We start from the raw sequence: 24,310 nt of genomic DNA, 5'->3' as shown, positions 1-24,310 counted from the left end.
GGTAAACGAATGACTTATAGATAGGAGGCGAGCCTGCATGGTGCAAGTCAAAATATACGGAATACGGGACAAGCTTGGCGCTATTCGCTTAACCTTGTCCGACATGATTCATATGAGCTTGGTAGAAGCGTTCCACATTCCGGAGACGGATAAGTTTCAACGGTTCTTCTGGCTGGAGAGAGATGATTTCCTTTACCCTGCAGGCCGCTCGGAGCATTACACGATCATCGAGATTCTTATCTTCGAAGGGCGTTCCGATCGGGCCAAGAAAGAATTGATCAATCTTATCTACGAGAGAGCGGCCTCCTGCGGCCTGATGGCGAACGATCTGGAGATCGTCCTGCTGGAATCGCCGCGTTTGAATTGGGGAATGAACGGCATGCCGGCGGACGAGCTGGAGCTTCCTTATCGAATCGACGTTTGACGGACGGCGGGGAACGAATACATTCGCATTCTTTTTTTGTACCGGGGAGATGGGAAACCATGATACGCGCTATCGTCTTTGATTTTGATGGAACGATAATGGATACCGAGTCGGTCGCTTACGATGCTTTCCGAGGGATTTTTAACGAGTACGGCCTTGAGCTTTCGCTGGCCAAGTGGGCCAAGGGCATCGGCACTTGGGGAGCCTACGACCCCTTTAAAGATCTGGAGCAGCAGACCGGGCTCCTGCTCAATCGCGAGGAGATCCAGCAGAAGTACGAGATGTCCTTCGCCGAGAAAGTGAAGAACGTGGAGGTTCGGCCGGGCGTCCTTCACGTGCTGGAGGAGGCGTCGCGCCGGGGCTTCGGCCTCGCGATCGCGACGAGCTCGTACAGAAGCTCCGTTCTGCCTCATCTGGAGGAGAAGGGGCTGCTGCCCTACTTCCAGGCCATCCATACGGCGGACGAGGTGGAGAAGGTCAAGCCGGATCCCGCTTTGTACAAGCTGGCCGTCGAATCCCTGAACGTTCGCCCCGAAGAGGCGATTGCGATCGAGGATTCCGTCAACGGGCTGCGCGCCGCCAAGTCGGCCGGCCTGTTCGGCGTCGCGGTGCCGAACGAGCTGACCGCCTTCATGGACTTCTCCGAGGCGGATCTGACCATTCCGACCTCGCTCGCGCAGCTGCCGTTCGACGAATGGATGAGCCGCCTTCACAAGCAAGGAACTCCGAAGCCCGCCCGCGGGTGAAGAGATATCGGAGCATAAGGACTGCCCCATGAAAAATGCGACACTCTCCGGAAACCCGGATTAAGTGTCGCATTTTGGCTTTCCTGTTATTACTACAATACACTACTCCAGCCCAATTACCCTCCGACAGCCCCCGTAACTTCGAATATCTAAGTAACTCCGGCCCGGAATCGATTTTCGCTGCAGCTTATGAGTTAATAAAAAATAAATAATAACCTGTTACGATGACCCCGTTAGGGAATAAATGATTCTCAAAGGGGAAAAGTCCATTGTTGAATGAGATTCTAAACCACGCGCATCCTATTCTTGTCCATTTTCCCATTGTGCTGATTACCGTCGGTCTCTTGTATGACCTGTTCGTCTCGATTCGGCGGCGCGCTCTGCCGCTTAGCCAGGGAATATGGATTTGGCTTGCGGCCGCTCTATCCGCTTGGCTGTCCGTGGCGACGGGACCGGAAGAGGATGCGCACGGCAATACGTCATTCTTGGATATCCACAGTACGTTGGCGGATATCACGGCTTGGGCCGTCACCCTTCTGGTCGCCGCAAGGCTGTTCCTGCTGTTCCGGGGCAAGCAGTCCCTTGTCCGGACGACCCTCGTCGTTTATTTGGCCGTTGCGGTTGCCTCGTGCGGTTTGGTCTTGGGTACGGGGTACTATGGCGGCAAAATGGTATACGACAACGGCGTAGGCGTGAAGGTTAACGGGACTTCGGTTAATCCGCCCAAGGGAAATCATGATGGATAGCAGAAGGGGATTCAGGTGAACCATTCGGCAAGAGAAACGCATGTTGAGCGTCACTTTACCGCATCGGATACGATTCGGGACGTCGTGATCGGCATGTCGGACGGGCTGACGGTCCCGTTCGCGCTGGCTGCCGGTCTATCCGGAACCGTCTCCAGTACGAATATCGTCGTGATCGCCGGCCTTGCCGAGATCGCGGCAGGTTCGATAGCCATGGGCCTCGGAGGCTATCTCGCGGCGAGAACGGACCGAGAGCATTACGAGAACGAACTGGAGAGGGAACGGCGGGAAATCATCGAGGTCCCGGAGCGCGAGAAGGAAGAGGTGGCCGAGGTTCTCCGAGGCTGGGGACTCCAGGAGCCAAACGTCCAATCGGCGGTAAACGAAATAAGCAGCGATCCGAATCGATGGGTCGCTTTCATGATGAAACACGAGCTGGGGCTTGAAGAACCCGAGCCCAAAAGAGCCCGTAACAGCTCCTTAACGATCGGGCTCTCTTACATCGTGGGCGGGATTATTCCATTAATCCCTTATATGCTCTTCCATCGAGCCTCCGAGGCTCTGCTGGTCTCCGTCGTCGCCACCTTGATCGCCTTGTTTATTTTCGGTTACGTCAAAGGTAAATTCACGGGTTCGAGACCGTTCAGAAGCGCCGTTCAAACGACGTTGGTCGGCGGCGTGGCGGCGGGAATCGCCTTCCTCGTCGCCAAGCTCATCTCATGAACGGCTTGCGGTACTGATTCGGCGAGACGCCCTCCAGCTTCTTGAATACCTTGCTGAAGTATTTCTCGTCCGCATAGCCGACCATCTCGGCGATGTCCGCGATTCGGAGCTGAGGATTGCCGAGCAGCAGCTTGGCCTTGTCGATGCGAATTCGGCCGAGGAAGTCGGAGAGATTCTCGCCGAACTCCTGCTTGAACCGGCGCGAGATATACTCGCGGCTGAGGTAGAACTGGCTTGCGATGTCCTGCAGGGTAAGCTCGCGGTTATAGTTCTGTTCGATGTACTTGGCGATCTCGAGCATGACGTTGCGTTCGCGGCCGCGCTCGCTGTTCTGCTTCGCGGCGAGGCGAACGAGGCGTTCCGTCCAGTCGCGGCGCCATTGTTCGAGCGAGATCGCGCCCTCCTCGGTCAGCGGAATCGTCTGCGCCGGCATGGCGGCCGCAGCCGTTCCCGCGCTCGCAGCCGCTTTGGTCCCCGTCTCTTCCGACCCCGCAGCGCCGTCTCCGGACCAGCGCTCGAGCATCGCATGGAACTCGTGCCGCCACAGCTCCATCTGCTCCATCGTCACGACCGGCAGCCGACCGACCTCGCCAAGCCAACGATCGACGACAATCCCGATCTCCGACTCGTTGCCGCTCAGCACGGCCATCCGGAAGCTTTCTTCGAAGTCGAATAAGTTCAATTTGCTCGCGGCCGTGCGCTCGGACGGATCGTACTCATGGCACCACGAGACCCGGGCAAGAAGGTTCCGATGCTTCAGCGCCGCGCGGGCGGCGGAATACGAGGAGGCAAGCCCGTTCGGGAATGCCTCGACCGTTCCGATCCCCAGATCGAAACGGCACTTCAGCGTGGACTGGAACCCTTGCTGGATTCTGGCCAGCGTGTCCTTCGTCTGGGACAATCGATCCCATAAGACCAAGATGACCTCCTGCTCGCTGCTCCAGAATCGGCAAGCGAATCCGCGGTTATCGGGCCGCAGGAATTCGTTGCAGATGTTCGTCACCGTGAAGAAGAGCAGGTCGCGGTTGCGGCTGTACTTGTCCGTGACGGAGCGGCCGATCGTGTCCATACTCAGGATGACCACCTGCGCTTGGCGCGCCCGGTCGAGCCGGAATTCCTCCTCCAGCGTCTCCCGCACGAAGGCGTAAGAGCCCGGTTCGGAGACGAGATTGGAGAAAATCTTGTCCCAATAAACCGGCTTCAGCTGATTCATCTCGATATTGCGCTTCTGGGTCAGCCGGCGCTCCTTGTTCTCCTGCTCCCAACTGGCGACCGCCTTGCCGAGAGCCTCCTGCAACTGGTCCGGATCGACCGGCTTCAGCAGGTAATCCTGGCCTCCGTACTTCATCGTGCTGCGCACCAGATGGAAGTCGTCGTGCCCGCTGACCACGATGCGCCGGGCGGGGCAATCCTGCTCCTCCATCCAGGCGAGCAAATCCACTCCGTCCCGTATCGGCATCCTCATGTCGGTGATCACGATCTCGGGCTTCTCCCTCTCGATGATCCGCATCGCCTCTTCTCCGTTATCCGCCTCGACTATCTTCCGAATTCCGAGCGTCTCCCAATCCACCAGCAGCTTGATCGCTTCGCGCACGTGCTGTTCATCGTCTACAAGCAGTACCTTCATGGTTCGACCTCCAATGTGGTATGAAGCGGAATTCTAAGCGTGACGCGGAACCCGAGCGGGTTGCGGCTGTCTATGTCCAGCGAAGCCTCTTCGCCGTAATAAAGCTTCAGCCTCACGGCGACGTTGCGAAGGCCGATGCCTTCCGGTTCCTCCAGCATGGCGGAGGAAGGACGCGCGAACTGCTGCTGAAGCTCGGATAGACGGGCCGCGGATACCCCGATTCCGTTGTCCTCGACCGTCACGACCAGCCGGGAATCGTCCGTGACCTGCGTTCCGATCGATAAGGCTCCCGACCCGCCGCGCGGCTCGTAGCCGTGCTTGAAATAATTCTCGACGAGAGGCTGGAGCAGCATCTTCGGCACGAGCACCTGAAGGGAAGCGGGATCGATGTCGTAGCGGACGTCCAATTGGTCCGAGAACCGCTGCTGCTGAAGCTCCAGGAACGCTTTGGCATGGGCGATCTCCGCCTCGAGGGGCACGATGGCGTCGCTCGTATTCATGGTGTACCGCATCATTTTGGCCAAGGAATTGAGCAGGGAATAGACCTTCGGAGCCTTCGACTGGAGCGCCAGCGTGCCGATCGACTGCAGGGAATTGTTCAGAAAATGCGGGTTGATCTGAGCTTGCATCGCCCGGAGCTGATTGGACTTGTTCGCGAGCTGCAGTTTGTATTCTTTGTTGATGAGATCGTTGATCGTCCCCAGCATCGAATTGAATCTCCTCGCTAGAATACCGATCTCGTCCTTGCTCTGAACGGGAACGGCCGCGGCGTTCAGGTTGCCGATCTGGGCCTTGTTGATATGCAGGATCAGCTGTTTGATCGGCTTCGTGAACTGGAAGGAGATGAACAGCGTCGCCAGCACGACGACGATGAGGAACAGGGCGATGATCAGGGAGTTGATCGTCCGCACTGTCTTTGCATTTTCATACAGGTACGAATACGGCAGCTCCTTCACGACGACCCAGTCCATGTAATTCGTCTTCAGGGTGTCGTAGATCACGATCCCCGAGAAGCTTCCGTCCTTCCAACCGATATGCCCGTTCTCGGCCCCTGAGGATAGAACCTTGCCGGCCCAAGGAAGCTTGTCCGCGCCTTTATCCGAGTTGGCGGAGCAGAGAAACTGCCCGTCGCGATCCATCAGATAGAGCGTCTCCTTGCTCGAGGTGACCAAGCTGTTGCAGATGCCCTGAAGCTCCTCGCTCTTGATGTCGATGGAGAGGTAGCCGATGATCTGGTCGCTTGGCGTCTTGATGATCGGCCGCCTTAGCGTGAATACGCTTTCGTCCTTGACGCTTCGGTTCGGGTCGAAAGCGTAATGAAGGCTGGAATGCGTCGCCTCGACGAAGGGCTGGGGATTGTTCGTGCGCCCGGAAGGCCACTCGATCGTGCCGTTCGCGCCGCCCCGGTACAGGCCGCGGGCGAGCAGGTAGGTCATCCGGTCCGGCCCGAGAATCTGGAGCTGGATCTGGTGGGCCCCTGGCAGCGACTGATACATATTGAGCAGATGCGTATAAATCGTCATGCGGTTATTCGCGTCGAAGGTCTCGCTGACAACGTTGGCCGCGCTCCCTCTCTCGATAATGGCATAGAGGGAAGTCGGGCTGTTCAGGGAATTATAGGCGTTTAGGGAGACGCGGTTGATCGTGTTCATGTAATTCAGGATATTATTCGCGCCCAGAGAGAGCATCGTCTGGTTCTCGGTAATCGACTTCTCGGTGACCGCCGACTTGATGTAGTGATTGGAGACGAGCATGGAGATCAGGATCGGAATGATGGTGGCTGCGAGCAGCAAGCCCATCAATTTGTTGCGGATGCTAGTGCGGAACATCTTGCGCTCTCCCCCCGAGGTCAATATATTACACCAAACCCATCATATCTATCGGTGGCTCGCCTGACAATATCTCTTTATAGTCAAGGTAGAGTTTGGAGAAAGGGGAGAAAGGCAATGTCATTGCGCAAAAAAACGGGAGAGTGGATCCAGCAGACGGTGTTCGTGGGTCCGGGGCTTCTTGCATTCTCCGTCATCGTGCTGATCCCTTTCTTGCTGGGATTCTATTATTCCTTCACGGAATGGAACGGGCTTGATCTGGACAAGGCCAAGTGGATCGGCATGGACAATCTGCATCGAATCTTCACGGACGACGAGAAGTTCTGGAAGTCGCTCGTGTTCACTCTGAAGTTCTCGGTCGTCACGGTCGTTCTGACGAACGGCCTTGCCTTCCTGCTGGCGCTGGCGTTATCCAGGGCGCTGAAGACCCGCAACGCGCTGCGGACGATCTTCTTCCTGCCTAACGTCATCGGGGGCATTCTGCTCGGGTACATCTGGCAGTTTATTTTTACCAAGGGCTTCAAGACGATCGGGGAGTTCACCGGCTGGCCGCTCTTCGAGCTTCCATGGCTTGGAACGCCGCAGACCGGCTTCTGGGGACTCGTCATCGTGTTCATCTGGCAATCCGCCGGCTACATGATGGTCATCTACATCGCCGCGATCGTCGGCGTGCCGAAGGATCTGCAGGAGGCCGCGATCATCGACGGAGCCTCCTACTGGCAGACAATCCGCAAGGTGACGATCCCGCTGATCATGCCGGCCGTCACGGTCTGCTTGTTCCTGACGACCTCGAACGCGTTCAAGATGTTCGACCTGAACCTGTCGCTGACGAAGGGCGGACCGGGAACGTCCACCCAGTCGCTCGCTTACAACATCTATGCCGAAGCTCTGGTCAATAACCGGTACGGGCTGGGAACCGCCAAAGCGATGCTGTTCTTCGTTCTCGTATCGCTGATCGCCATCACTCAGGTTTGGCTGACCAAGCGCAAGGAGGTCGAAGCCTGATGAGCAAGCCTCAAGCCGCGGAACGGAGGAGCAAGAGGCTGATCGGCGTCGAGCTGGTCGCCATCCTGCTGGCCCTGTTGTTCCTGTCGCCTTTCTATTTCGTTCTCGTCAACTCGGTCAAGGCTCTCGGCGAGATCATGGTCGACGCCGCGTCCTTCCCGCAGAAGTATCTGTTCTCGAATTACTCGAAGGTATGGGACATCATCCGATTCCCGCACGTGCTGTACCATTCCTTCCTGATTACGGGGCTGAGCGTCATTGGCCTGATCGTTCTTAGCTCGATGACGGCTTATCGGATCGTTCGCCGGCCGACAAAATTCAACAAAATTCTATTTTTCTGCTTCATAGCCTCGATGACGATCCCGTTCCAATCGGTTATGCTTCAATTGGTGCGGGTCACGAGCACGCTGGAGCTTCGCGGCAACCTGATCGGCATCGTCGTCTGTTACCTCGGGTTCGGCCTGGCCCTGTCGGTCGTCTTGTTCCACGGGTTCATCAAGGGCGTGCCTCTCGAGATCGAAGAGGCCGCGGTCGTGGACGGATGCTCGCCGTACGGCGTCTTCTGGAGAATCGTGTTCCCGCTGCTCAAGCCGATCACGGTTACCGTCCTCATACTAAACACGCTGTGGATCTGGAACGATTACTTGCTTCCGGTGCTTATCATCGGCTCCAATAAGGACCTGACCACGATCCCGCTGGCGGTTACGAGATTCTTCGGGCAATATACGAAGCAATGGGATCTGGCGCTTGCCGGGCTTGCGATGAGCGTCACGCCGATCGTCATCATGTTCCTGCTGCTGCAGAAGCATATCGTCGAAGGGATTACATCCGGTTCCGTAAAAGGGTAATAATGGGCAAGATCAATATGTTCCACCTAATCGTTCAACATCTTCGGTTCTGGTCTGTGCAAACGTTTTCTACAATGGAGTTGCAAGGCTAAATCATAAACGAAAATCAGGGAGGTCTTCTTCGCATGAAACGCATGTCTGCCTTATTCATGGTTACGGCGCTGGTGACGGTACTGGCCGGTTGCGGAAGCAACAACAACGGCAACAACGCGGCGAGCCCAAGCGCATCGTCGGGATCCTCGAGCCCGGCTTCCACCGAATCGGCAAGCCCGGCTGTCGAGAAGAAGGACGTCAAGATCAAGATCTTCAACTTCAAGGTCGAGATCGCCGACAAGTTCAACCAGTTGGCGGAAGAGTACGAGAAGCAGACGGGAGTCAAGGTCGAGATCGAGACTCACGGCGGCGGAGAGGACTACAACGCCCTGCTCAAGGCGGAGATCGCATCCGGCTCCGAGCCGGAAATCTTCAACTCCGAAGGCTTCGCGGCGCTCGAGCCTTACTATGACCGCGCGACGGACCTGTCCGGCGAATCGTGGGCGAAGGACGTCGTTCCGGCCGCTTCGGCTCCGGCGACGGTGGACGGCAAGCTGCTCGGCATGCCGATGAACATCGAAGGGTATGGCATTATCTACAATAAGGATCTGTTTACCAAAGCGGGAATCACCGAGCTTCCGAAAACGCTGACTCAGCTGAAGGACGCCGTGGCGAAGCTCGAAGCGGCCGGCATCACGCCGTTCTCGACGACGAACGAATGGTGGTCCATCGGCCATCACACGATCAACATCGGCCTGGCCGAGCAGCCGGATCCGGTGAAGTTCATCGAAGATACGAAGACGGGCGCGACCGCGTTCAAGGGCAATTCCGTATTCGAGAATTGGATCAACTACGTCGACCTGGTGTTCGGACACAGCCAGAAAGACAAGCTGACGACGGACTATGCAACGCAAGTATCCCTGTTCGCGACGGGCAAGGCGGCGATGATCCAACAAGGCAACTGGATCCAAGGCGACATCGACAAGGTCGCGAAGCTGAACCTCGGCATTCTGCCGATTCCGATCGACGACAGCGGCAATGCCCATATCTATACGGGTCCGGCTAACTTCTGGATCGTCAACAGCAAGTCCAAGCATCCGGAAGAGGCGAAGGCGTTCCTCAACTGGCTCGTTACTTCGGAGACCGGCAAATCTTACCTGACGAAGGAATTCCAATTCATCCCGGCGCTCGTCACGATTCCGGCGACCGCGGACGACATCGGCCAACTCGGCGCCGCCGTCTCCGAGCAAGCGAAGGATGCGGGCGGCTGGCATTGGGGCCGCTACCCGGACGGCGTCATCCAAGGATGGGGAGCCGCGATGCAAGAATACCAAGGCGGTTCGATCAACAAGGATAAGCTGTTCGACAAGCTCGAGCAAGCGATCCAGGATATCGTGAAGAAGTAAGCGCAAAAGGCGACACCGGGTGGTTATCCCGGTGTCGCCTTTTTGGTGTTTTACGGGGAGGCCGAGCCAGTGGCTGTTTCGACGACGCGGCCCCGCATGCGGCAGGGATTAGTCTCGGATGAGACTAACTCAGCAGCGCGGCCCCGCATGGGGCGGGAATTAGTCTCGGATGAGACTAACTCAGAGACGCGGCCCCACATGGGGCGGGAATTAGTCTCGGATGAGACTAACTCAGCAGCGCGGCCCCGCATGCGGCGGGAATTAGTCTCGGATGAGACTAACTCAGCAGCGCGGCCCCGCATGAGGCGGGAATTAGTCTCGGATGAGACTAACTCAGCGGCGCGGCCCCACATGGGGCGGGAATTAGTCTCGGATGAGACTAACTCAGCAGCGCGGCCCCACATGCGGCGGGAATTAGTCTCGGATGAGACTAACTCAGCGGCGCGGCCCCACATGGGGCGGGAATTAGTCTCGGATGAGACTAACTCAGCAGCGCGGCCCCGCATGAGGCGGGAATTAGTCTCGGATGAGACTAACTCAGCGGCCGGAGCATCTAGAGTCCACCGAGATGTTGCTGTACGACACTAACTCCGCCTCTGGAGCGTCGTTGGAGCGCCGAGACGTTGCCGTACGACACTAACTCTGCCGCCGGAGCGGCGTCCCAAACTTCATCGATAAGCCTTCAGGAATTGAACCGCCTTGGCGATGTCGCGGGCGGGATCGGTGCCGACCTCGCGTTCGATGGTGAGGTAGCCCCCGTAGCCGATGTCGTTCAGCGCCTGCAGGTAGGCGTTCCATTCGACGGAGCCTTCGCCGAGCGGCACCTCGCGGAAGAAGGCTCCGGACTCGACCTCCTTCGCGAGCTTCTCGTGGTCCATCGGCTCGAAGCCGAGCGCGCCGTAGATGTTGCGCGGGTCGGTCTCGCGCAGGCGGATGCCGTCCTTGGCGTGGGTGTGCACGATGTAATCGCGCAGCGTGTACACGCCTTGGACAGGGTCATCCCCGGTGACCATAACGAGGTTCGCCGGGTCATAGTTGACCGATACGCCCTTGGAGCTAAGCGTATCGAGGAAGCCCTTCAGCCGGGCCGCCGGTTCCGGCCCCGTCTCGATCGCGAAGTACGCGTTCAGGCTGCTCGCGTACTGGCTGAGCTCCTCGCAGGCGGACTGCATCGCCGCGTAGACGGCGCCGTTCGGGTCCTCCTGCACGATGCCGATGTGCGTCGTCACCACGTTCGTGCCGAGCTCGACGGCAAGATCCAGGATACGCTTCGACTTCTCGACCTTCCAAGCATTCTCTCGCGCATCCTGGAAGCCGTGCCCGCCGAGATCGCCGACGAGCGCCGAGATCTTCAGGCCGAGCGAGTCCAGCTCGTCGCGAAGCTCCTTGCGGCGCGCCGCGGTTAATCCGGCGGGATCCATCTCGCCGCTGACCGCGTAGATCTGCACGCCGTCGGCTCCGACTTCCTTCGCCTTGCGCAGCCCCTCGCTGACGCCGACGCGGAAGCTGTCAACGATGACGCCGATCGGATTGGCTATTTTGATCATGGTTACCGCTCCTCTCCTAAACTTCTTCCCACAGCCTTCGGGCATTTTCCAAACCGAGTCTTGCCCCCAGAAGGCAGTCCTCCAGGCCTTCGAACTCAAGCGACAGATAGCCGTCGTAGCCGGACGTCTTGATCACCCGCAGCGCCTCGCGAGTGTCGATGTCGCCGTGCCCGAAGATCGCTCCCCGCAGATGGTTCCCGGCCGCGGTCCGGAACCAGCCTTCGCCGGGCTGAACCTTCTCTTCGCGAACGTAGAAGTCCTTCAGGTGCACGATGGACGCTTGGCCGATCGTGCGCTTCGCCGCGGCGACCGAATTCTCGTCTGCGCACAGGAAGTTGCCGATATCGAGCGTCAGCTTGAAGTTCGGATGGTTCGCCGCATGGATCAGGGCCAGCACCCGCTCGCTGCCTTGAAGGTAATAGCCGTGATTCTCTAGGCTGGTGACGACGCCTTGCTTCTCCGCGTACTCGGCGATGCGCCGGCAGGCCGCGGCCAGCTTCGGCAGCTCCTGCTGGAACAGCTCGGTCGTCGGATGATCCCGCCAGGCGACGTCGTGCCGCATCTTCTTCGCGCCTAGAGCGCGAGCGACATCGACGTGTGCCATTACCCGTTGGATCTCCGCTTCGTACTCGGCGTCGTCCTCGCAGTCGAAGTTGGCCCCGATCGCGTAGTTCGAGACGTCCAGCCCTCTGGCCGAAGCGCGCTCCTTGATCCGTTCGATCAACGAGGGATCCTCGATCAGGCTGAACCCGATCGGCACGATCTCGACGTGCTCGCCTTCGTGATCGGCGATCCAGTCGATGACGTCGAGCACGGTCATCCGGCCGTCGTTCATCGCTCCCTGCAAGCTGTATGTGCTTAACCCAAGCTTCATTGAAATGTCTCCCTTCTATCTGGCGAACTAATCCAAACGAATCTCGACGCCCTTCTCCGCCGATTCGTAAACCGCGCGCAGCATCCGCATCATGGCGACTCCGTCCTCGACGGGGCTAACGGGTTCCGTTCCGTTCTGCACGCAGGCGACGAAATGGTTGATCTCCTCTTGAAAAGCGCGAACGAAGTTGAACCCTGCGTCGTCCGTCTGGGGAACGACGTTCAGCATGACGTCGTGCTTCTCCGTCGCGATCTTTATCGCCGGATCGACCTCGAAGCCGCCCTTCGTGCCGAACAGCTTGACCGACGTCTCGTTCGCGAAGGCGTGCAGCGTGTAGCTGACGTCGACCAGCAGCGAAGCCCCGTTCTCGAAGCGGATCAACGCGTTCGCCATATCCTCGACCGTATTGACCGAAGCGTCGTAGTCCGCCGCCTTGTAGAAGTCGAGCCCGCGGACGTTGGAGCGGTTGCCCAGCTTGTTGTACGCGTTGCCGCTGACCGAGACCGGCTTCGGCTTGCCCATCAGGTACCAGACGAGGTCGATGACGTGGACGCCGATGTCGATGAGCGGCCCGCCCCCGGAGCGGGTCACGTCCGCGAACCAGCCGCCGGGATTGCCCAATCTGCGGAGAATGGAGGCTTTCGCGTAATAAATCTCTCCGAACTCGTCTAGTTCCGCGAAGCGCTTCAGAAGCTGAGCGTTCGGATCGTAACGCCGAACGAATCCGACCTGCAGAATGCGATCCGAGGCGCGGACGGCCTCTTGAATCCGGAGAGCCTCCTCGACGGTCAAGCTGAGAGGCTTCTCGACGAGAACGTGCTTGCCCGCGCGGATGGCGTCCATCGCGATGGCGGCGTGCGTATTGTTCCAGGTGCAGATGCTGACGGCATCGATCTCCGGATCGGCGAGCAGCTCGCCGAAGTCCGAATAGCTGCGCAAAGCATTGTATTTCCGTGCGGTTTCGGCTGCCCGTTCCGCGTTCTTGTCGGCGACGGCAACGAGTTGCACGTCCGGGTGGTTCGAATAGGAATCCAGGTGCGCCTGAGAGATCGAGCCGGTGCCGATCACTCCGATTCTGACGGTATTGCCCACGATTCATCGCTCCTTCTGTCTTTGCTTCCCACACTTCGTAATATAGAATAGAAGGAAGAATCGAGCCATGAACGGCGATGCGATTGTTTTGTAAAATTGTGCGATCGGAGCGGGTGAACATGGAGAAGCCGTCGATGCTGCGAGAAGAGATGGATATGCCGGATCCGCTGTTCCCGATGAAGATCCATCGTTGCCTATACGAGAAATCCGGCCTTACGACCTTCCCGAACCATTGGCATGCCCATCTCGAATTTATCTACGTCGTAGAAGGGCGGGCGAGGTTTACGTGCAATTCCCAAACCTACGATGCGGTGCCGGGAGACATCTTTATCCTGAACAGCGCCGATCTGCACCACGGGATCACCCTGTCCGAGCGGTTGTTCTATTACGCGGTGATCGTCGACCCGTCCCTGCTTCACAGCCGCACGGTCGACGCGGTGGAAGCGAAGTACATCGCCCCGATCGCGAGCAGCCGGATCCGCTTCGAGAACAAAATCTCGGACGATCCTCTCGTCCGGGAGAGCTTGTCTTCGCTGATCGAAGAATTTTTCGGCAAGGCTTTCGGGTACGAGCTGGCCGTCAAGTCCTGGATCTACCGTCTGCTGACCGCGCTGCTCCGCCACCACGTCGCCGTCCAATTTTCCCCCGAGGAGTACTCGTCCCGCCTTCGCAAGCTGGAGAGGATCGATCCGGTCCTGCGTCATATCGAAGAGAATTATTCCAGACGGCTGAGCGTCGAGGAGTTGGCCGCCGTCGCGCGGATGAGCCGCTATCACTTCGGCCGCATGTTCAAGGAGCTGACCGACCGCTCGGTCACCGATTACATCAACTTCGTGCGCGTCAACCGCTGCGAGTACGACTTGAGGCATACGGACAAGACGATCACCGAGATCGCCCTCACGCACGGCTTCCACGACGTGTACTACTTCAGCCGCCTGTTCAAAAGCTACAAAGGCGTGCCCCCTACCGCGCTGCGCAAAATCAACTAAAGGTACGTACAAGTTCAAGCCTGTGCTATAATGAGCCTATTAACTCGTCTGAGGTGAATGGTTTGAATCCGCAATCCCCGAAATACATGAGGCTCAAAGAAGAAATCGTCTCCTGGATCGCCGGCGGGCGCTACCGTCCGGGTGACAAGCTCCCTTCGGAGAACGAGCTGTCCGAGCAATTCGGCCTCAGCCGCCAGACGGTGCGCCAATCGATCGGAGAGCTGGTGCAGGAAGGCTGGCTCTCGCGCGAGCAGGGCAAGGGCACGTTCGTCTCCCGCCTGTCGGGAGAGAGAAGGCCGGCCGGGGGCAGCCGAACGGTCGGGATGATTACGACTTATATATCGGATTATATTTTCCCTTCGATCGTTAGAGGGGTGGAAGCCGCGCTGAAGGAGCAGGGCTATCGCCTGCTGCTCTCCAGCACCGACAACCGCAAGGACCGGGAGAGGGAGAGCCTGGAGATGATGCTCAGCCAAGGGGTGAGCGGCCTCATCGTCGAGCCGACGCGAAGCGCCGAGGGCAACCCGAACTTCGACGCGTACATGGCGATGCAGTACCACGGCGTGCCGATCCTGATGATCAACGAGCAGTACCCGGACCTGGACTGCCCTTGCGTGAAGCAGGACGACGAAGCGGGCGGGAGGCTGGCGACCGATCATCTGCTGAGCCTGGGGCATCGTCGGATCGCCGGATTCTTCAAGACGGACGACCTGCAGGGAGTCAACCGGATGAAGGGCTTTGTCCGCGCGCACCGCGAGCATGGCATTCCGGTCGATCCGGAGCTGGTGATCCGCTATGAGACCGAGCAGAGGGAAGAACTGCCGGGAACGGCGCTCCGCGAGCTGCTGAACCGGCAGGAGCCGCCGACCGCGATCGTCTGCTACAACGATCAGCTGGCCGTGGCGCTGCTGGACGTCGTCCGGGAAGCGGGACTTCGCGTTCCCGAGGACCTCTCGATAATCGGATACGACGATTCGTTCCTGGCGACGGCGACGGAGATCAAGCTGACGAGCGTCGTTCATCCGAAGGAGGAGCTGGGCGAGAAAGCGGCTCAGCTGCTCATCTCGATGCTCGAGGGAGGCTCGCAGCAGGAGGGCAAGGGCTGGGTGTTCGCTCCGCAGGTGGCGGCTCGTCAGTCGACGGCTCCAAGGTTGTAGACGGTTTGCGGCGGGAGGCCAAGGCTTGTTCAGACGAGTTCTGCGGAAAGGAGTCGCTTCTTGTCTGAACAGGCGTCCTGTTTTGGGGGGACCCCTCGACATACATGTACGTACAAGTGTATAATGGAAGCGGATTCGATCGAGTACTTATGATAACGATACATCGCGCGTCGTCCTTGAAGGATAGGGCAGAGGAAGACCCGCGACACGGGAAGGGATGGATACGAGTTGTTGGAAAAGTTGAAAGAGAGCGTGTGCCGGGCGAACGCGGAATTGCCGGCTTATGGGTTGGTAACGTTCACTTGGGGCAACGTCAGCGGCTTCGACCGGGAGTCGGGCCTTATGGTCATCAAGCCGAGCGGGGTTCCTTACGAGGAATTGACGCCGGAGCAGATGGTCGTCGTCGATCTGGACGGCAACGTTGTCGAGGGCAATCTGCGTCCGTCCTCGGATACTCCGACTCACCTCGTTCTTTATAAGGCTTTTCCCGGCATTGGCGGGGTCGTTCATACCCATTCCTCTTGGGCGACGATCTGGTCGCAAGCGGGGCAAGGCATTCCCGCGCTGGGAACGACGCACGGCGATTACTTCTACGGCACGATTCCGTGCACGCGCCCGATGACGGCGGAGGAGATCAAGGGAGCGTACGAGCACGAGACGGGCAACGTCATCGTCGAGACGTTCCGCGGCATCGACCCGAAGGCGGTTCCGGGCGTACTGGTCTACAGCCATGCTCCGTTCGCATGGGGCAAGGACCCGATGGACGCGCTGCACAACGCGGTCGTCCTGGAGGAAGTGGCGAAGATGGCTTACCATACCCGCCAGCTGAACGGCGGCATTCCGTCGATGCAGCAGGAGCTGCTCGACAAGCACTACCTGCGCAAGCATGGAGCGAACGCTTACTACGGCCAACCGGGCAAGGAGCACTGAGCGGTCGGCGGAAGGTTCGGAATGGCAGACGGATGCATCCGGATTGACAGACGATGAGATGGTCCGAAATAGCAGATGGATGAATACGTCCTATATGGCAGATGGATGAATATGTCCGGTATGGCAGATGGATGAATATGTCCGGTATGGCAGATCAATGAGATGATCTGAGGTTTATGGCTCGGCGCTGGCGCCGGGCGGCAATGATCCGTTAATTATCCTTATCCCTTGATGGAGGAATGAACGATGAGCACAAAGTACGCCATCGGCGTCGACTATGGCACCCAATCCGGCCGCGCGGTTCTGGTGAACCTCTCCAACGGCCACGAGGTCGCCGACCACGTAACCCCGTATCCGCACGGCGTCATCGACGAGAAGCTGCCGGTGTCCGGCATCGCGCTCGGGCACGACTGGGCGCTTCAGCATCCGGATGATTATATCGAGGTGCTGCGCCGGTCGATTCCGGCCGTGCTGAATGAATCGGGCGTCGCTCCCGAGGACGTCATCGGCCTCGGCATCGATTTCACGGCCTGCACGATGCTGCCCGTGGACGAGGCGGGCACGCCGCTCTGCCTGAAGCCGGAATGGAAGGACAACCCGCACGGCTGGGTGAAGCTGTGGAAGCACCATGCGGCGCAGGACGAGGCGGATCGCCTTAATGCGATCGCGGCGGAGCGCGGGGAGAAGTTCCTTCCCCGCTATGGCGGCAAGATCTCGTCGGAGTGGATGATCGCGAAGGTATGGCAGATCCTGAACGAGGCTCCGAACGTATATGAAGCAACCGATCGGTTCACGGAAGCGACGGACTGGGTTATCTCGCAGCTGACGGGCGAGTTCGTGCGCAACAGCTGCACGGCGGGCTACAAGTCGATCTGGCACAAGCAGGAGGGCTACCCGAGCCGCGAGTTCTTCGCCGCGTTGGATCCCCGCTTGGAGAACCTGACGGAGACGAAGCTGCGCGGCGAGATCAAGCCGCTCGGAACGAAAGCGGGCGAGATCACTCCGGCTATGGCGGAGCTGACGGGCCTCGTGGCGGGCACGGCTGTCGCGGTCGGCAACGTCGACGCGCATGCGGCCGTTCCCGCGGTCGGCGTCGTGGACGAGGGCAAGCTCGTCATGGCAATGGGCACGTCGATCTGCCATATGCTGCTCGGCACCGAGGAAGTGGAAGTCGAAGGCATGTGCGGAGTCGTCGAGGACGGCATCATTCCTGGCTACAAGGGTTACGAGGCGGGCCAATCCGCGGTCGGCGACATCTTCGAATGGTTCGTCGACGAAGCGGTCCCTGCTTACGTGAAGGAAGCGGCGGAGAAGGAAGGCGTCGGCGTACATCAGTGGCTGACCGAGAAGGCCGGCGCTTATAAGCCGGGACAGTCCGGCTTGGTAGCGCTCGACTGGTGGAACGGCAACCGTTCCGTGCTCGTCGACACGAACCTGACGGGCGTCGTCGTCGGCTACACGCTGCTGACGAAGCCGGAAGAGATGTACCGCGCCCTGCTGGAAGCGACGGCTTACGGCACGAGAACGATCATCGACGCGTTCCACAACAACGGCGTTCCGGTGCACGAGGTTTATGCCTGCGGCGGCTTGCCGCAGAAGAACCGCCTGCTGATGCAGATCTACGCGGACGTAACGAACCGCGAGATCAAGATCGCGGATTCGAAGCAGACGCCGGCGATCGGCGCGGCGATGTTCGGCGCGGTCGCGGCGGGCAGCGCGAAGGGCGGCTACGACAGCGTCGTCGACGCGGCGAAAGCGATGGCCCGCGTGCGCGAGGAGACGTTCAAGCCGATTCCGGAGAACGTGGCGATCTACGAGCGCCTGTACCAGGAATACCGCACGCTGCACGACTACTTCGGCCGCGGCGCGAACGACGTCATGAAGCGGCTTAAGGCTCTGAAGGACGAAGTGTCGAAGGCATAAAATAAAGGTTAGAAAGGCCGGCCTGGGATAACCAGGCCGGCCTCTTTGCCATTAATGAAGAAAAGCCCGCCGATCGCGTCTGCCATCATGGGCAGACGAATCGGCGGGCATTCGTTGTTGGTCATCTTGCTAAGCTTATTGCCAAGCCTCGTATCCGTTCGTATAAAGCTCGTACGCATGCGGGACGGAAGCTTCCATGATGTCCGAGTAATTCGGGTTGCCTTGCCGAACGTCGTTCCAACGAGGGGAGACGACGACTTCCCACGGCTGACGGTTCAGCAGCTGGTTGAAGATGCGCACCGCTTCGAGGCGGGTAAGCGCTTGGTCCGGTTGGAAGTTGTCTTCCGTGAAGTCGAACAGAAGGCCTTCCTGCTTCACCGTGGCGATCGCTTGGTCCGCCCAGTGTCCTTGGGTATCGGCGTAGCCGCTCGTTCCCGAAGCCTTCCAGCCCTTCAGGTTAAGAAGGATTTGGGCGAATTCGGCTCGCGTCACTTGGCGGTTAGGCTGGAACGCTTGGTTGCCGTTGCCGACCATCCAGTGGTGCTGGGTAACCGCCGCAATGGCATTGGCCGCCCAGTGCTTGGAGCTGACATCGGTATAGGAAGCAGCCTTCGTCTTCTCTCCTGCCGACGTATACAGTCTCGACAGAATCGCCGCTACTTCTGCGCGGGTAATGCCGTATTCCGGATGGAAGGAGCCGTCCGGGAAGCCGACCATATAAGGGGTATGGTTGCCGGATTCCTTCACTTCCGCTTGCATTGGGAAGCTGAACTGCACGATCGTTTGGCCGACGTGGATCACGCCGCCCTTCACGTAGCTGTCCGTTCCGACCTTCTCGTCGCGATTGTCTTTGCGGCTGTCGAAGAGAACGTAGCCATCCTTCTCGGCCGTGAAGTAATAATCCGCGTCGGCGTATACCATCCAGCCGTATTCGCCGGACTTGGAGCTGATCTGCGGGTTGTGGTTCAGGTTAGGCGCGAAGTTCGCAAGCTCCGGAAGATCGACCAGCGTTCCCGGCGTTCTGCCTTTGGAACGGTTCTCTTCGGTGTCCGCCCAATACAAGCTCATCTTCACGTCCGCGAGCGGTTGGCCGGTCAGACGATCCTTAATGGTGCCGAACGGATCGACCAGGTCGACCTGCAGGCTGGCCTCGCCATTCTCGTCGACCGTCAGCTTGCCGGCCGGGCCTGCAAGCTTCTCGCCGTTCGGAGCAATCACGTTCAAGGAAAGCGTATATTCTCCGGTTGGCAGCTTCGGAAGCTTGAAGGTGCCATCCGAGTTCATCTCGATGGAAGTTACATTAAGTACTTGGCCGTCCGACGTCAGGATCTTGCCGGTGAGCTTAAGGTCTTCCCCGACCAGCTTCGTGATTTTGTCGGTCACGACGCTGCCGTTCGACTTGTCGGTCACGATGGGCTGAGCGTCCATCGTCTCCGGAGTAGACGAACCTCCGGTCGCCGGCGCCGCCGGCTTCACTTGCACGACGTTGGATTCTCCGGCGTAATAGCCGTTCGCGACAATCAAACGGAAGTAGTAGGTTTTGCCGTTCTTGAGCCCGGTAACCGTTGCGCTCGTGGAAGACGAATCCAGCGGTTCCGTCGTCGCAGCCGGCGCGAACGTGGTGCCGTCCGTCGACACTTCAACGACGATATCTCCCTCACCGTTTCCGACGAGAGCAGGGAAATTCAAGGTCGCTTTAGCGTTTCCGGCTACGGCCGACAACGTCGACAATGGAGCCGGATCCGCGGCTGCCACGAACACCGGGAACGTTCTCTCGCTGGTGAGGCCGTTCGACCTGATCGTTGCCTTAACGGTCACGTATGTGCCTCCAGTTGCCGTAACCGGTCTCGTTACCGTTCCGTCCGGGGCGATAATGGAAGGCTGATCGGAGGACCAGGTCGTGATCACGTTCTCGTTCTCGTCGTCTTGAACGAAGGTCAGGTTGTCCGAGACGGAGTTCTTGCTGTCGCCATCCGCGAATTGAATCTCGGTGACCGCTTCCGCGGCTTCGATGGCGAGAATGTCATCCTTCTTGCCGAGGATCTCGTTCGCGACGCGCGAAGCGATAGCCTCGATAATGTCGTCTTCGCTCAGGCTCGAGTCGACTAAGAGTCCGCCTGGGGGATTCAATCCGTCGATAAACGTTTGGGTATCCGTCTCGTTGTCCGAGCTCGTTACGCTAACATATTGAGCGGAGTTTTTATTGAGCAGCTTAGCCAAGCTGTCGTTCAGATACCCGGTATTGTCGTCATTAATGTCGACCACGTACCGATACGGGGACGTCGGTTCCCATTTGATATCTTTCGCGGCTTCGGTCGTCGTTTTGACGGAGGTCGTGTAAAGCTTCATGTTGTCGTACGTGAAGATCGAGATGATCTCGCAATCGTGAGGGGCGTAGCTGACGATAGGGCCGATCTCATTGCCGTAAACCTGCGGAAGGTCTTGGTTCTGAATCAGATATTCGCCGTTGTCCCACATGTCCAAGCGGGAATCCGTGGCGACGATCTTGATCGAATGCTCGGTCGAGCTGCCTTTGGCGTAGCTGCCGATGTTCGTGACGCCATCCAGGCCTTCCAAGCCGGAATCGGTTGTTTCATGAAGGTCTTCGGCATTCACGCCGTCGATGCTAAAGACGTTGATGCCGTCTTCCGCGTAAATGATCGCATATCCGCTCAAGAGGCCGTCGGAGTCGATCGCGGAGTTGATGAGGAAGCCTCCGCCTTCCATGCTGTGATAAGTCGCCTTGGACTCGTCCATGTCGAAGGTGATGATCTTCTTGCCGGACGGGTTGCCGCCGGTCAGCATGAAATCTTTATAACCCGGGGATGTGTATCCATAGAAGGAGAGAGTGTTGCCCTCGTTCGTCAATTGAACGTGGTTGAAGTCGGGCGTGACGATCTCCGGATCTTCGCTGCCTACTCCATACCAAGTGTCATAGCCGGAGTGAACGTAAGTCATGTCCTTTACGCTTACCCGATTGGCGCTGGCGTCCATGATCGTTGCGTATTTCGGATTGATTCCCTCGTCTTCCAGCTTGCTCTTGATAGCTTCGGTCAACTTGGCTTCAAAAGCAGTGGAATCATAGGCGCTTGTGCCGGGGTTGTAATACACCTCCGCTACGGGGCCGAGGGCGAACGCCGCTTGCGCATTGACGGTCAGCAGCATAACGGCCGCGAGCAGAATGAACCAACTCTTCTTCATTTGTCATTGTCACCTCTCTGATTTTATCGGGTACATGTCGTTAAATGTCGAAAATATAGAACTATTATCCCTATTAAATCAAACGTAATAGGTAAATAATCACATTCGACATAATCTCAAATGTAAGCGATAAATCGCGAAGCGAGAAGTGACTTTTGGTCACGATCTAGGGAATTAACATGACAATTGTCGGATAACGTCGCTATCGAATGGTTGAATACTGGCTCTCGGAGGACGTTTGGGCCAGAGCGCGAATGGCTTCGCGGCGGTTCTTGACCTCTATCTTGCCGAAGATAACGGTCAGATGGTTCTTGACCGTTCCTTCCGACAGGCTTAACGTCTCGGCGATCTCGTGGTTGCTGAGTCTCTGGGCAACGAGGGCGAGAATCTGCTTCTCCCTTGGGGACAGTTGATTCTCCCACTGGGGAGGAAGGGAGAGCTCGGGGGCCATCCCGTCCAATTGCCTGCGCAAAAAACGGGACAGAAGCGCAGCTACCTTGTCGGGGTAGACATGCTGGCCCTTGAGGATGTCCCGGATCATCTGCGGCAGGCCGGCCGAATGGGGCTCTTCTACGAGGTACCCGTTCACACCGTAAGCCAAGCATTGAACGAACGATTCCTCGTCGTAACGCGAAGAGACGGCGAGAATGGGCAATCGGGGCGCTACTCGTCTTATGGCTTTGATGTTGGCAAGTCCGTTCGGAGCCGATGAGCTCAGATCCAACAGGACTAGTTGAACCAGGTGCCTCCGGATATACTCAACCGCTTTGGAGCCGTCTACGATGGCAGCCACCTCTAAATCAGGCTCGTTCTGCAGCGTATATGAATTCCCGGCCTCCACTACAAGAATTTGATTCTTCATTCATTTCGTCCTCTCTAAGAAGCAACCTCTATCGAAAGTACCATCACCTTCTAAACAAACACTTAAAATAAGTGGCAAAAAGCCCCGATTCGACAAAAAATCGGATCGGGGCTAGACATTTTTTCTATTTTGTTTAACGAGAGAATAGTTTGAAACTCGATTAGTCGGGAGCGAGTCCGGCTGCCGGCAGGATGTCGAGGCCGAAGTCGACGTCCAGGAGCACGCAGGAGATGTAAGAGGGCATACGGCTGTTCAGGAAGACGATCGGCTAGGCCATCTCCTTGGACTAGCCCGTCGATTCGAGGAACTTGTCTATGCCGCCCTTCATGGCCGCGAATTCGATCGTTAAGCCGCTCTGATGGCAGCCGACTGACTGCTATTCTTGTGTAAAATAGTCGGATGATAATTGACGGATAATGCCGGATTGTAGGCTGTAATCGACCCTGCGCCTTAAGCCCGATAGCTCGCAAGCTCGTCCATTTGTTAGAATGGAATCATTCGTGCAGATTACGGAACAGGGAGGGAGTTGCAGAATGAGAACGAAAGGCTGGAAGCGGACGGCCGCGACCGGAATCGCGCTCTCTATGCTTGTGGCGGGAGGGATAGCGATGGTTGGTCCGTTCGATCCGTTTCCCCCTTCCGCAGAGGCGGCAGCCAGCAGTACAGCGACTTCGCTAATCTCCGTCATCCAGCAGAAGCTGAGCGCTCGCAGCACCTCCTTCACCGTCCAGGTGGCGGGAAGCGCGTCCGCTTCGGTGAAGACGGTCGATCAGGCTTTCTCGTCGGCGATGAAGCTGGACGATTACGTCAACTATACGATCAAATCATACAGCTACAGCTCGAAGTCCAACGGCAAGACGGCTACCGTCAATATCAAAGTGAATTATTGGGAGAGCGCATCCCAGTCAGCCTACGTGACGAAGCGCTCGCAGGAGATTCGCGCGGCGATCATCAAGCCGGGAATGAACGCCCACCAGAAGGTGAAGGCGGTGCACGATTGGATTCTGCTGAACGTGGCCTATGACCGCACGCTGCAGAAGCATTCGGCGTACGACGCTCTGGCGAAAGGCACGGCGGTGTGCCAGGGGTATGCTTCGCTTGCCTATCGGTTGCTGAAGGACGCCGGGGTAGAGACGCGAATCGCGGAAGGCACGGTCTCGACGGGGGCGCATGCCTGGAACCTGGTAAAGCTGGACGGAAAGTGGTACCATCTCGACACGACGTTCGACGATCCGGTACCGGACGTGAAGGGAAGAACGACTTATTCGTACTACCTGCTGACCGATGCGCAGATCAAGCGGGACCACAAGTGGACGCTGACTTACCCCGCCGCCGTGACCTCTTACCAGCAAACGGTGAAGGCGCTCAAGGCCAAGGATGCTTCCCGCCAGACGTTCTATGCCAATCTGGAGACGGCGCTGGGCTACATTTACTTGCTGCCGGAGAACTCGGCATCCACGATCGAGGAGTTCGCGAAGCGGATCAAGACGGCCATCAAGTCGGGGAAAACGACCGTTAAGGTCCGTTACGTCCACGGCGCGGGCAAGAAGCTGGATCTGCAGAAGCTGCTCGACGCGGTTCCGGAGCTAACCTCCATCCAGACGAGCACGAGCTCGTTCCCGATCGGCAACGCGGACGACGCTTTGGTGACGATTACGTTTAAGACTTGAGCCTACCAAGAATCCTGAGCGGCTCCTTGGCTCGCTGTAATGAACAGCCTGTCTCGCAACTCGCGAGGCGGGCTTTTTTCTTTAACCGAATGCCCTGCTTAAAACCCGTGCGAGAGCGCCGATAGTCGAAAAAATCGACTAGCGCCTCGCCGGAAGCCAGTGCGGGAGCGCCGATAGTCGAAAAAATCAACTAACGTCCCGCCAAAAGCCCGTGCGAGAGCGCCGATAGTCGAAAAAATCGACTAGCGCCTCGCCGGAAGCCCGTGCGAGAGCGCCGATAGTCGGAAAAATCGACTAACGTCCCGCCAGGAGCCCGGTCGAGAGCGCCGATAGTCGAAAAAATCGACTAACGTCCCGCCAGAAGCCCGTGCGAGAGCGCCGATAGTCGAAAAAATCGACTAACGCCCCGCCAGGAGCCCGGTCGAGAGCGCCGATAGTCGAAAAAATCGACTAGCGCCTCGCCGGAAGCTTGATTCGCAAAGCGCCCGATACCCACTGCCGGAGCACAGCCCGAACTTCCGCCTCTTTCCACATATTCCGTATCTTCCGCCTCGCCAATCTCCCTTTTCATCGTTATTTTATTTTCTCGCGATATAATAGATGGCAACGATTGCCGGGGGAATATAGAGAGAGGCATCATTGGATAATATTGCTTAGAAGCGAGCAGCGAAGCAAAGGAGT

Annotated in this window: 19 protein-coding genes; 12 read left to right on the top strand and 7 right to left on the bottom strand. The window is 58.1% G+C overall.

Annotation, left to right across the window (positions count from 1 at the left end; genetic code table 11):
• The first annotated feature begins 37 nt into the window (after positions 1-37).
• From ELR57_RS08670 to ELR57_RS08655, 4 genes are all read left to right on the top strand, one after another.
• Entirely contained in the window at positions 38-424 is a 387-nt protein-coding gene (locus ELR57_RS08670; RefSeq protein ID WP_126958621.1) for a tautomerase family protein, read from the top strand.
• A gap of 59 nt (positions 425-483) precedes the next feature.
• Entirely contained in the window at positions 484-1,170 is a 687-nt protein-coding gene (locus ELR57_RS08665; protein ID WP_126958620.1) for an HAD family hydrolase, read from the top strand.
• Between the two features lie 272 nt (positions 1,171-1,442).
• Positions 1,443-1,916, top strand: a complete 474-nt coding sequence (locus ELR57_RS08660; RefSeq protein WP_126958619.1) for a DUF2231 domain-containing protein — start codon at positions 1,443-1,445, stop codon at positions 1,914-1,916.
• A gap of 15 nt (positions 1,917-1,931) precedes the next feature.
• Positions 1,932-2,636, top strand: coding sequence for a VIT1/CCC1 transporter family protein (locus ELR57_RS08655; RefSeq protein WP_126958618.1), 705 nt, complete (start codon positions 1,932-1,934; stop codon positions 2,634-2,636).
• Here ELR57_RS08655 and ELR57_RS08650 read toward each other — a convergent pair.
• Positions 2,626-4,263 carry a response regulator transcription factor gene (locus ELR57_RS08650; protein ID WP_126958617.1) on the bottom strand — a complete coding sequence of 546 codons (1,638 nt, stop codon included), beginning with the start codon at positions 4,261-4,263 and terminating at the stop codon, positions 2,626-2,628. The two genes, ELR57_RS08655 and ELR57_RS08650, sit on opposite strands and share 11 nt — an antisense overlap.
• Entirely contained in the window at positions 4,260-6,092 is a 1,833-nt protein-coding gene (locus ELR57_RS08645; protein ID WP_126958616.1) for a cache domain-containing sensor histidine kinase, read from the bottom strand. The genes ELR57_RS08650 and ELR57_RS08645 overlap by 4 nt, the downstream gene beginning before the upstream one ends.
• Before the next feature lie 117 nt (positions 6,093-6,209).
• Here ELR57_RS08645 and ELR57_RS08640 point away from each other — a divergent pair, with 117 nt between their 5' ends.
• The 3 genes from ELR57_RS08640 to ELR57_RS08630 all read left to right on the top strand — a co-directional run bounded on the left by ELR57_RS08640 (position 6,210) and on the right by ELR57_RS08630 (position 9,384).
• The gene (locus tag ELR57_RS08640) at positions 6,210-7,097 is read left to right on the top strand and encodes a carbohydrate ABC transporter permease (protein ID WP_126958615.1); all 888 of its coding nucleotides are present in this window, start codon (positions 6,210-6,212) and stop codon (positions 7,095-7,097) included.
• Entirely contained in the window at positions 7,097-7,945 is an 849-nt protein-coding gene (locus ELR57_RS08635) for a carbohydrate ABC transporter permease (protein ID WP_126958614.1), read from the top strand. Before ELR57_RS08640 ends, ELR57_RS08635 begins: the two co-directional genes overlap by 1 nt.
• A gap of 125 nt (positions 7,946-8,070) precedes the next feature.
• On the top strand, positions 8,071-9,384 hold the full coding sequence (locus tag ELR57_RS08630) for an ABC transporter substrate-binding protein (protein WP_126958613.1): 1,314 nt from the start codon (positions 8,071-8,073) through the stop codon (positions 9,382-9,384).
• 668 nt (positions 9,385-10,052) lie between these two features.
• On the opposite strand, the gene ELR57_RS08625 is transcribed toward ELR57_RS08630, so the two are convergent.
• From ELR57_RS08625 to ELR57_RS08615, 3 genes are read right to left on the bottom strand one after another with little or no spacing between them, the layout of a single operon-like run.
• Positions 10,053-10,931: a sugar phosphate isomerase/epimerase family protein gene (locus tag ELR57_RS08625; RefSeq protein ID WP_126958612.1), complete on the bottom strand. Its 879-nt coding sequence runs from the start codon at positions 10,929-10,931 to the stop codon at positions 10,053-10,055.
• Between the two features lie 16 nt (positions 10,932-10,947).
• Positions 10,948-11,805 (bottom strand): sugar phosphate isomerase/epimerase family protein, encoded by an 858-nt coding sequence (locus tag ELR57_RS08620; RefSeq protein WP_126958611.1) that lies wholly within the window; start codon positions 11,803-11,805, stop codon positions 10,948-10,950.
• A 27-nt stretch (positions 11,806-11,832) separates the two neighbouring features.
• Positions 11,833-12,897, bottom strand: coding sequence for a Gfo/Idh/MocA family protein (locus ELR57_RS08615; RefSeq protein ID WP_126958610.1), 1,065 nt, complete (start codon positions 12,895-12,897; stop codon positions 11,833-11,835).
• A gap of 119 nt (positions 12,898-13,016) precedes the next feature.
• Between ELR57_RS08615 and ELR57_RS08610 the strand changes: the two genes are divergently transcribed.
• The 4 genes from ELR57_RS08610 to ELR57_RS08595 all read left to right on the top strand — a co-directional run bounded on the left by ELR57_RS08610 (position 13,017) and on the right by ELR57_RS08595 (position 17,896).
• Positions 13,017-13,886 (top strand): AraC family transcriptional regulator, encoded by an 870-nt coding sequence (locus ELR57_RS08610; protein WP_126958609.1) that lies wholly within the window; start codon positions 13,017-13,019, stop codon positions 13,884-13,886.
• 86 nt (positions 13,887-13,972) lie between these two features.
• Positions 13,973-15,043 carry a GntR family transcriptional regulator gene (locus ELR57_RS08605; protein WP_126958661.1) on the top strand — a complete coding sequence of 357 codons (1,071 nt, stop codon included), beginning with the start codon at positions 13,973-13,975 and terminating at the stop codon, positions 15,041-15,043.
• A 228-nt stretch (positions 15,044-15,271) separates the two neighbouring features.
• Positions 15,272-15,973 carry an L-ribulose-5-phosphate 4-epimerase gene (gene araD, locus ELR57_RS08600; RefSeq protein ID WP_126958608.1) on the top strand — a complete coding sequence of 234 codons (702 nt, stop codon included), beginning with the start codon at positions 15,272-15,274 and terminating at the stop codon, positions 15,971-15,973.
• 246 nt (positions 15,974-16,219) lie between these two features.
• On the top strand, positions 16,220-17,896 hold the full coding sequence (locus tag ELR57_RS08595; RefSeq protein WP_126958607.1) for a ribulokinase: 1,677 nt from the start codon (positions 16,220-16,222) through the stop codon (positions 17,894-17,896).
• Positions 17,897-18,031: 135 nt separating this feature from the next.
• On the opposite strand, the gene ELR57_RS08590 is transcribed toward ELR57_RS08595, so the two are convergent.
• Together ELR57_RS08590 and ELR57_RS08585 are read right to left on the bottom strand one after the other, a co-directional pair.
• A complete protein-coding gene (locus ELR57_RS08590; protein ID WP_126958606.1) occupies positions 18,032-21,097 on the bottom strand; it encodes an S-layer homology domain-containing protein in 3,066 nt (1,021 codons plus the stop codon).
• 202 nt (positions 21,098-21,299) lie between these two features.
• Complete coding sequence (locus ELR57_RS08585) at positions 21,300-21,959, bottom strand: LuxR C-terminal-related transcriptional regulator (protein WP_126958605.1); 660 nt, start codon at positions 21,957-21,959, stop codon at positions 21,300-21,302.
• Positions 21,960-22,492: 533 nt separating this feature from the next.
• On the opposite strand from ELR57_RS08585, the gene ELR57_RS08580 reads away from it, so the two are divergent.
• The gene (locus ELR57_RS08580) at positions 22,493-23,629 is read left to right on the top strand and encodes a transglutaminase domain-containing protein (protein WP_158629969.1); all 1,137 of its coding nucleotides are present in this window, start codon (positions 22,493-22,495) and stop codon (positions 23,627-23,629) included.
• The last annotated feature ends 681 nt before the right edge of the window (positions 23,630-24,310 follow it).

Origin of the sequence: Cohnella sp. AR92, assembly GCF_003990975.1 — a bacterium.
GTDB lineage: Bacteria > Bacillota > Bacilli > Paenibacillales > Paenibacillaceae > Cohnella.
The sequence above is the reverse complement of the archived record's forward strand: the minus strand, read 5'-3'. Positions and strand labels throughout refer to the sequence as shown.

Excerpts from the sequence above, each read along its gene's own strand:
- ELR57_RS08645 (WP_126958616.1), bottom strand. The coding sequence starts at position 6,092 with ATGTTCCGCACTAGCATCCGCAACAAATTGATGGGCTTGCTGCTCGCA.
- ELR57_RS08630 (WP_126958613.1), top strand. The coding sequence starts at position 8,071 with ATGAAACGCATGTCTGCCTTATTCATGGTTACGGCGCTGGTGACGGTA.
- ELR57_RS08670 (WP_126958621.1), top strand. The coding sequence starts at position 38 with ATGGTGCAAGTCAAAATATACGGAATACGGGACAAGCTTGGCGCTATT.
- ELR57_RS08665 (WP_126958620.1), top strand. The coding sequence starts at position 484 with ATGATACGCGCTATCGTCTTTGATTTTGATGGAACGATAATGGATACC.
- ELR57_RS08625 (WP_126958612.1), bottom strand. The coding sequence starts at position 10,931 with ATGATCAAAATAGCCAATCCGATCGGCGTCATCGTTGACAGCTTCCGC.
- ELR57_RS08610 (WP_126958609.1), top strand. The coding sequence starts at position 13,017 with ATGGAGAAGCCGTCGATGCTGCGAGAAGAGATGGATATGCCGGATCCG.
- ELR57_RS08635 (WP_126958614.1), top strand. The coding sequence starts at position 7,097 with ATGAGCAAGCCTCAAGCCGCGGAACGGAGGAGCAAGAGGCTGATCGGC.
- ELR57_RS08605 (WP_126958661.1), top strand. The coding sequence starts at position 13,973 with ATGAGGCTCAAAGAAGAAATCGTCTCCTGGATCGCCGGCGGGCGCTAC.
- ELR57_RS08595 (WP_126958607.1), top strand. The coding sequence starts at position 16,220 with ATGAGCACAAAGTACGCCATCGGCGTCGACTATGGCACCCAATCCGGC.
- ELR57_RS08590 (WP_126958606.1), bottom strand. The coding sequence starts at position 21,097 with ATGAAGAAGAGTTGGTTCATTCTGCTCGCGGCCGTTATGCTGCTGACC.
- ELR57_RS08620 (WP_126958611.1), bottom strand. The coding sequence starts at position 11,805 with ATGAAGCTTGGGTTAAGCACATACAGCTTGCAGGGAGCGATGAACGAC.
- ELR57_RS08580 (WP_158629969.1), top strand. The coding sequence starts at position 22,493 with ATGAGAACGAAAGGCTGGAAGCGGACGGCCGCGACCGGAATCGCGCTC.
- ELR57_RS08640 (WP_126958615.1), top strand. The coding sequence starts at position 6,210 with ATGTCATTGCGCAAAAAAACGGGAGAGTGGATCCAGCAGACGGTGTTC.
- ELR57_RS08650 (WP_126958617.1), bottom strand. The coding sequence starts at position 4,263 with ATGAAGGTACTGCTTGTAGACGATGAACAGCACGTGCGCGAAGCGATC.
- ELR57_RS08585 (WP_126958605.1), bottom strand. The coding sequence starts at position 21,959 with ATGAAGAATCAAATTCTTGTAGTGGAGGCCGGGAATTCATATACGCTG.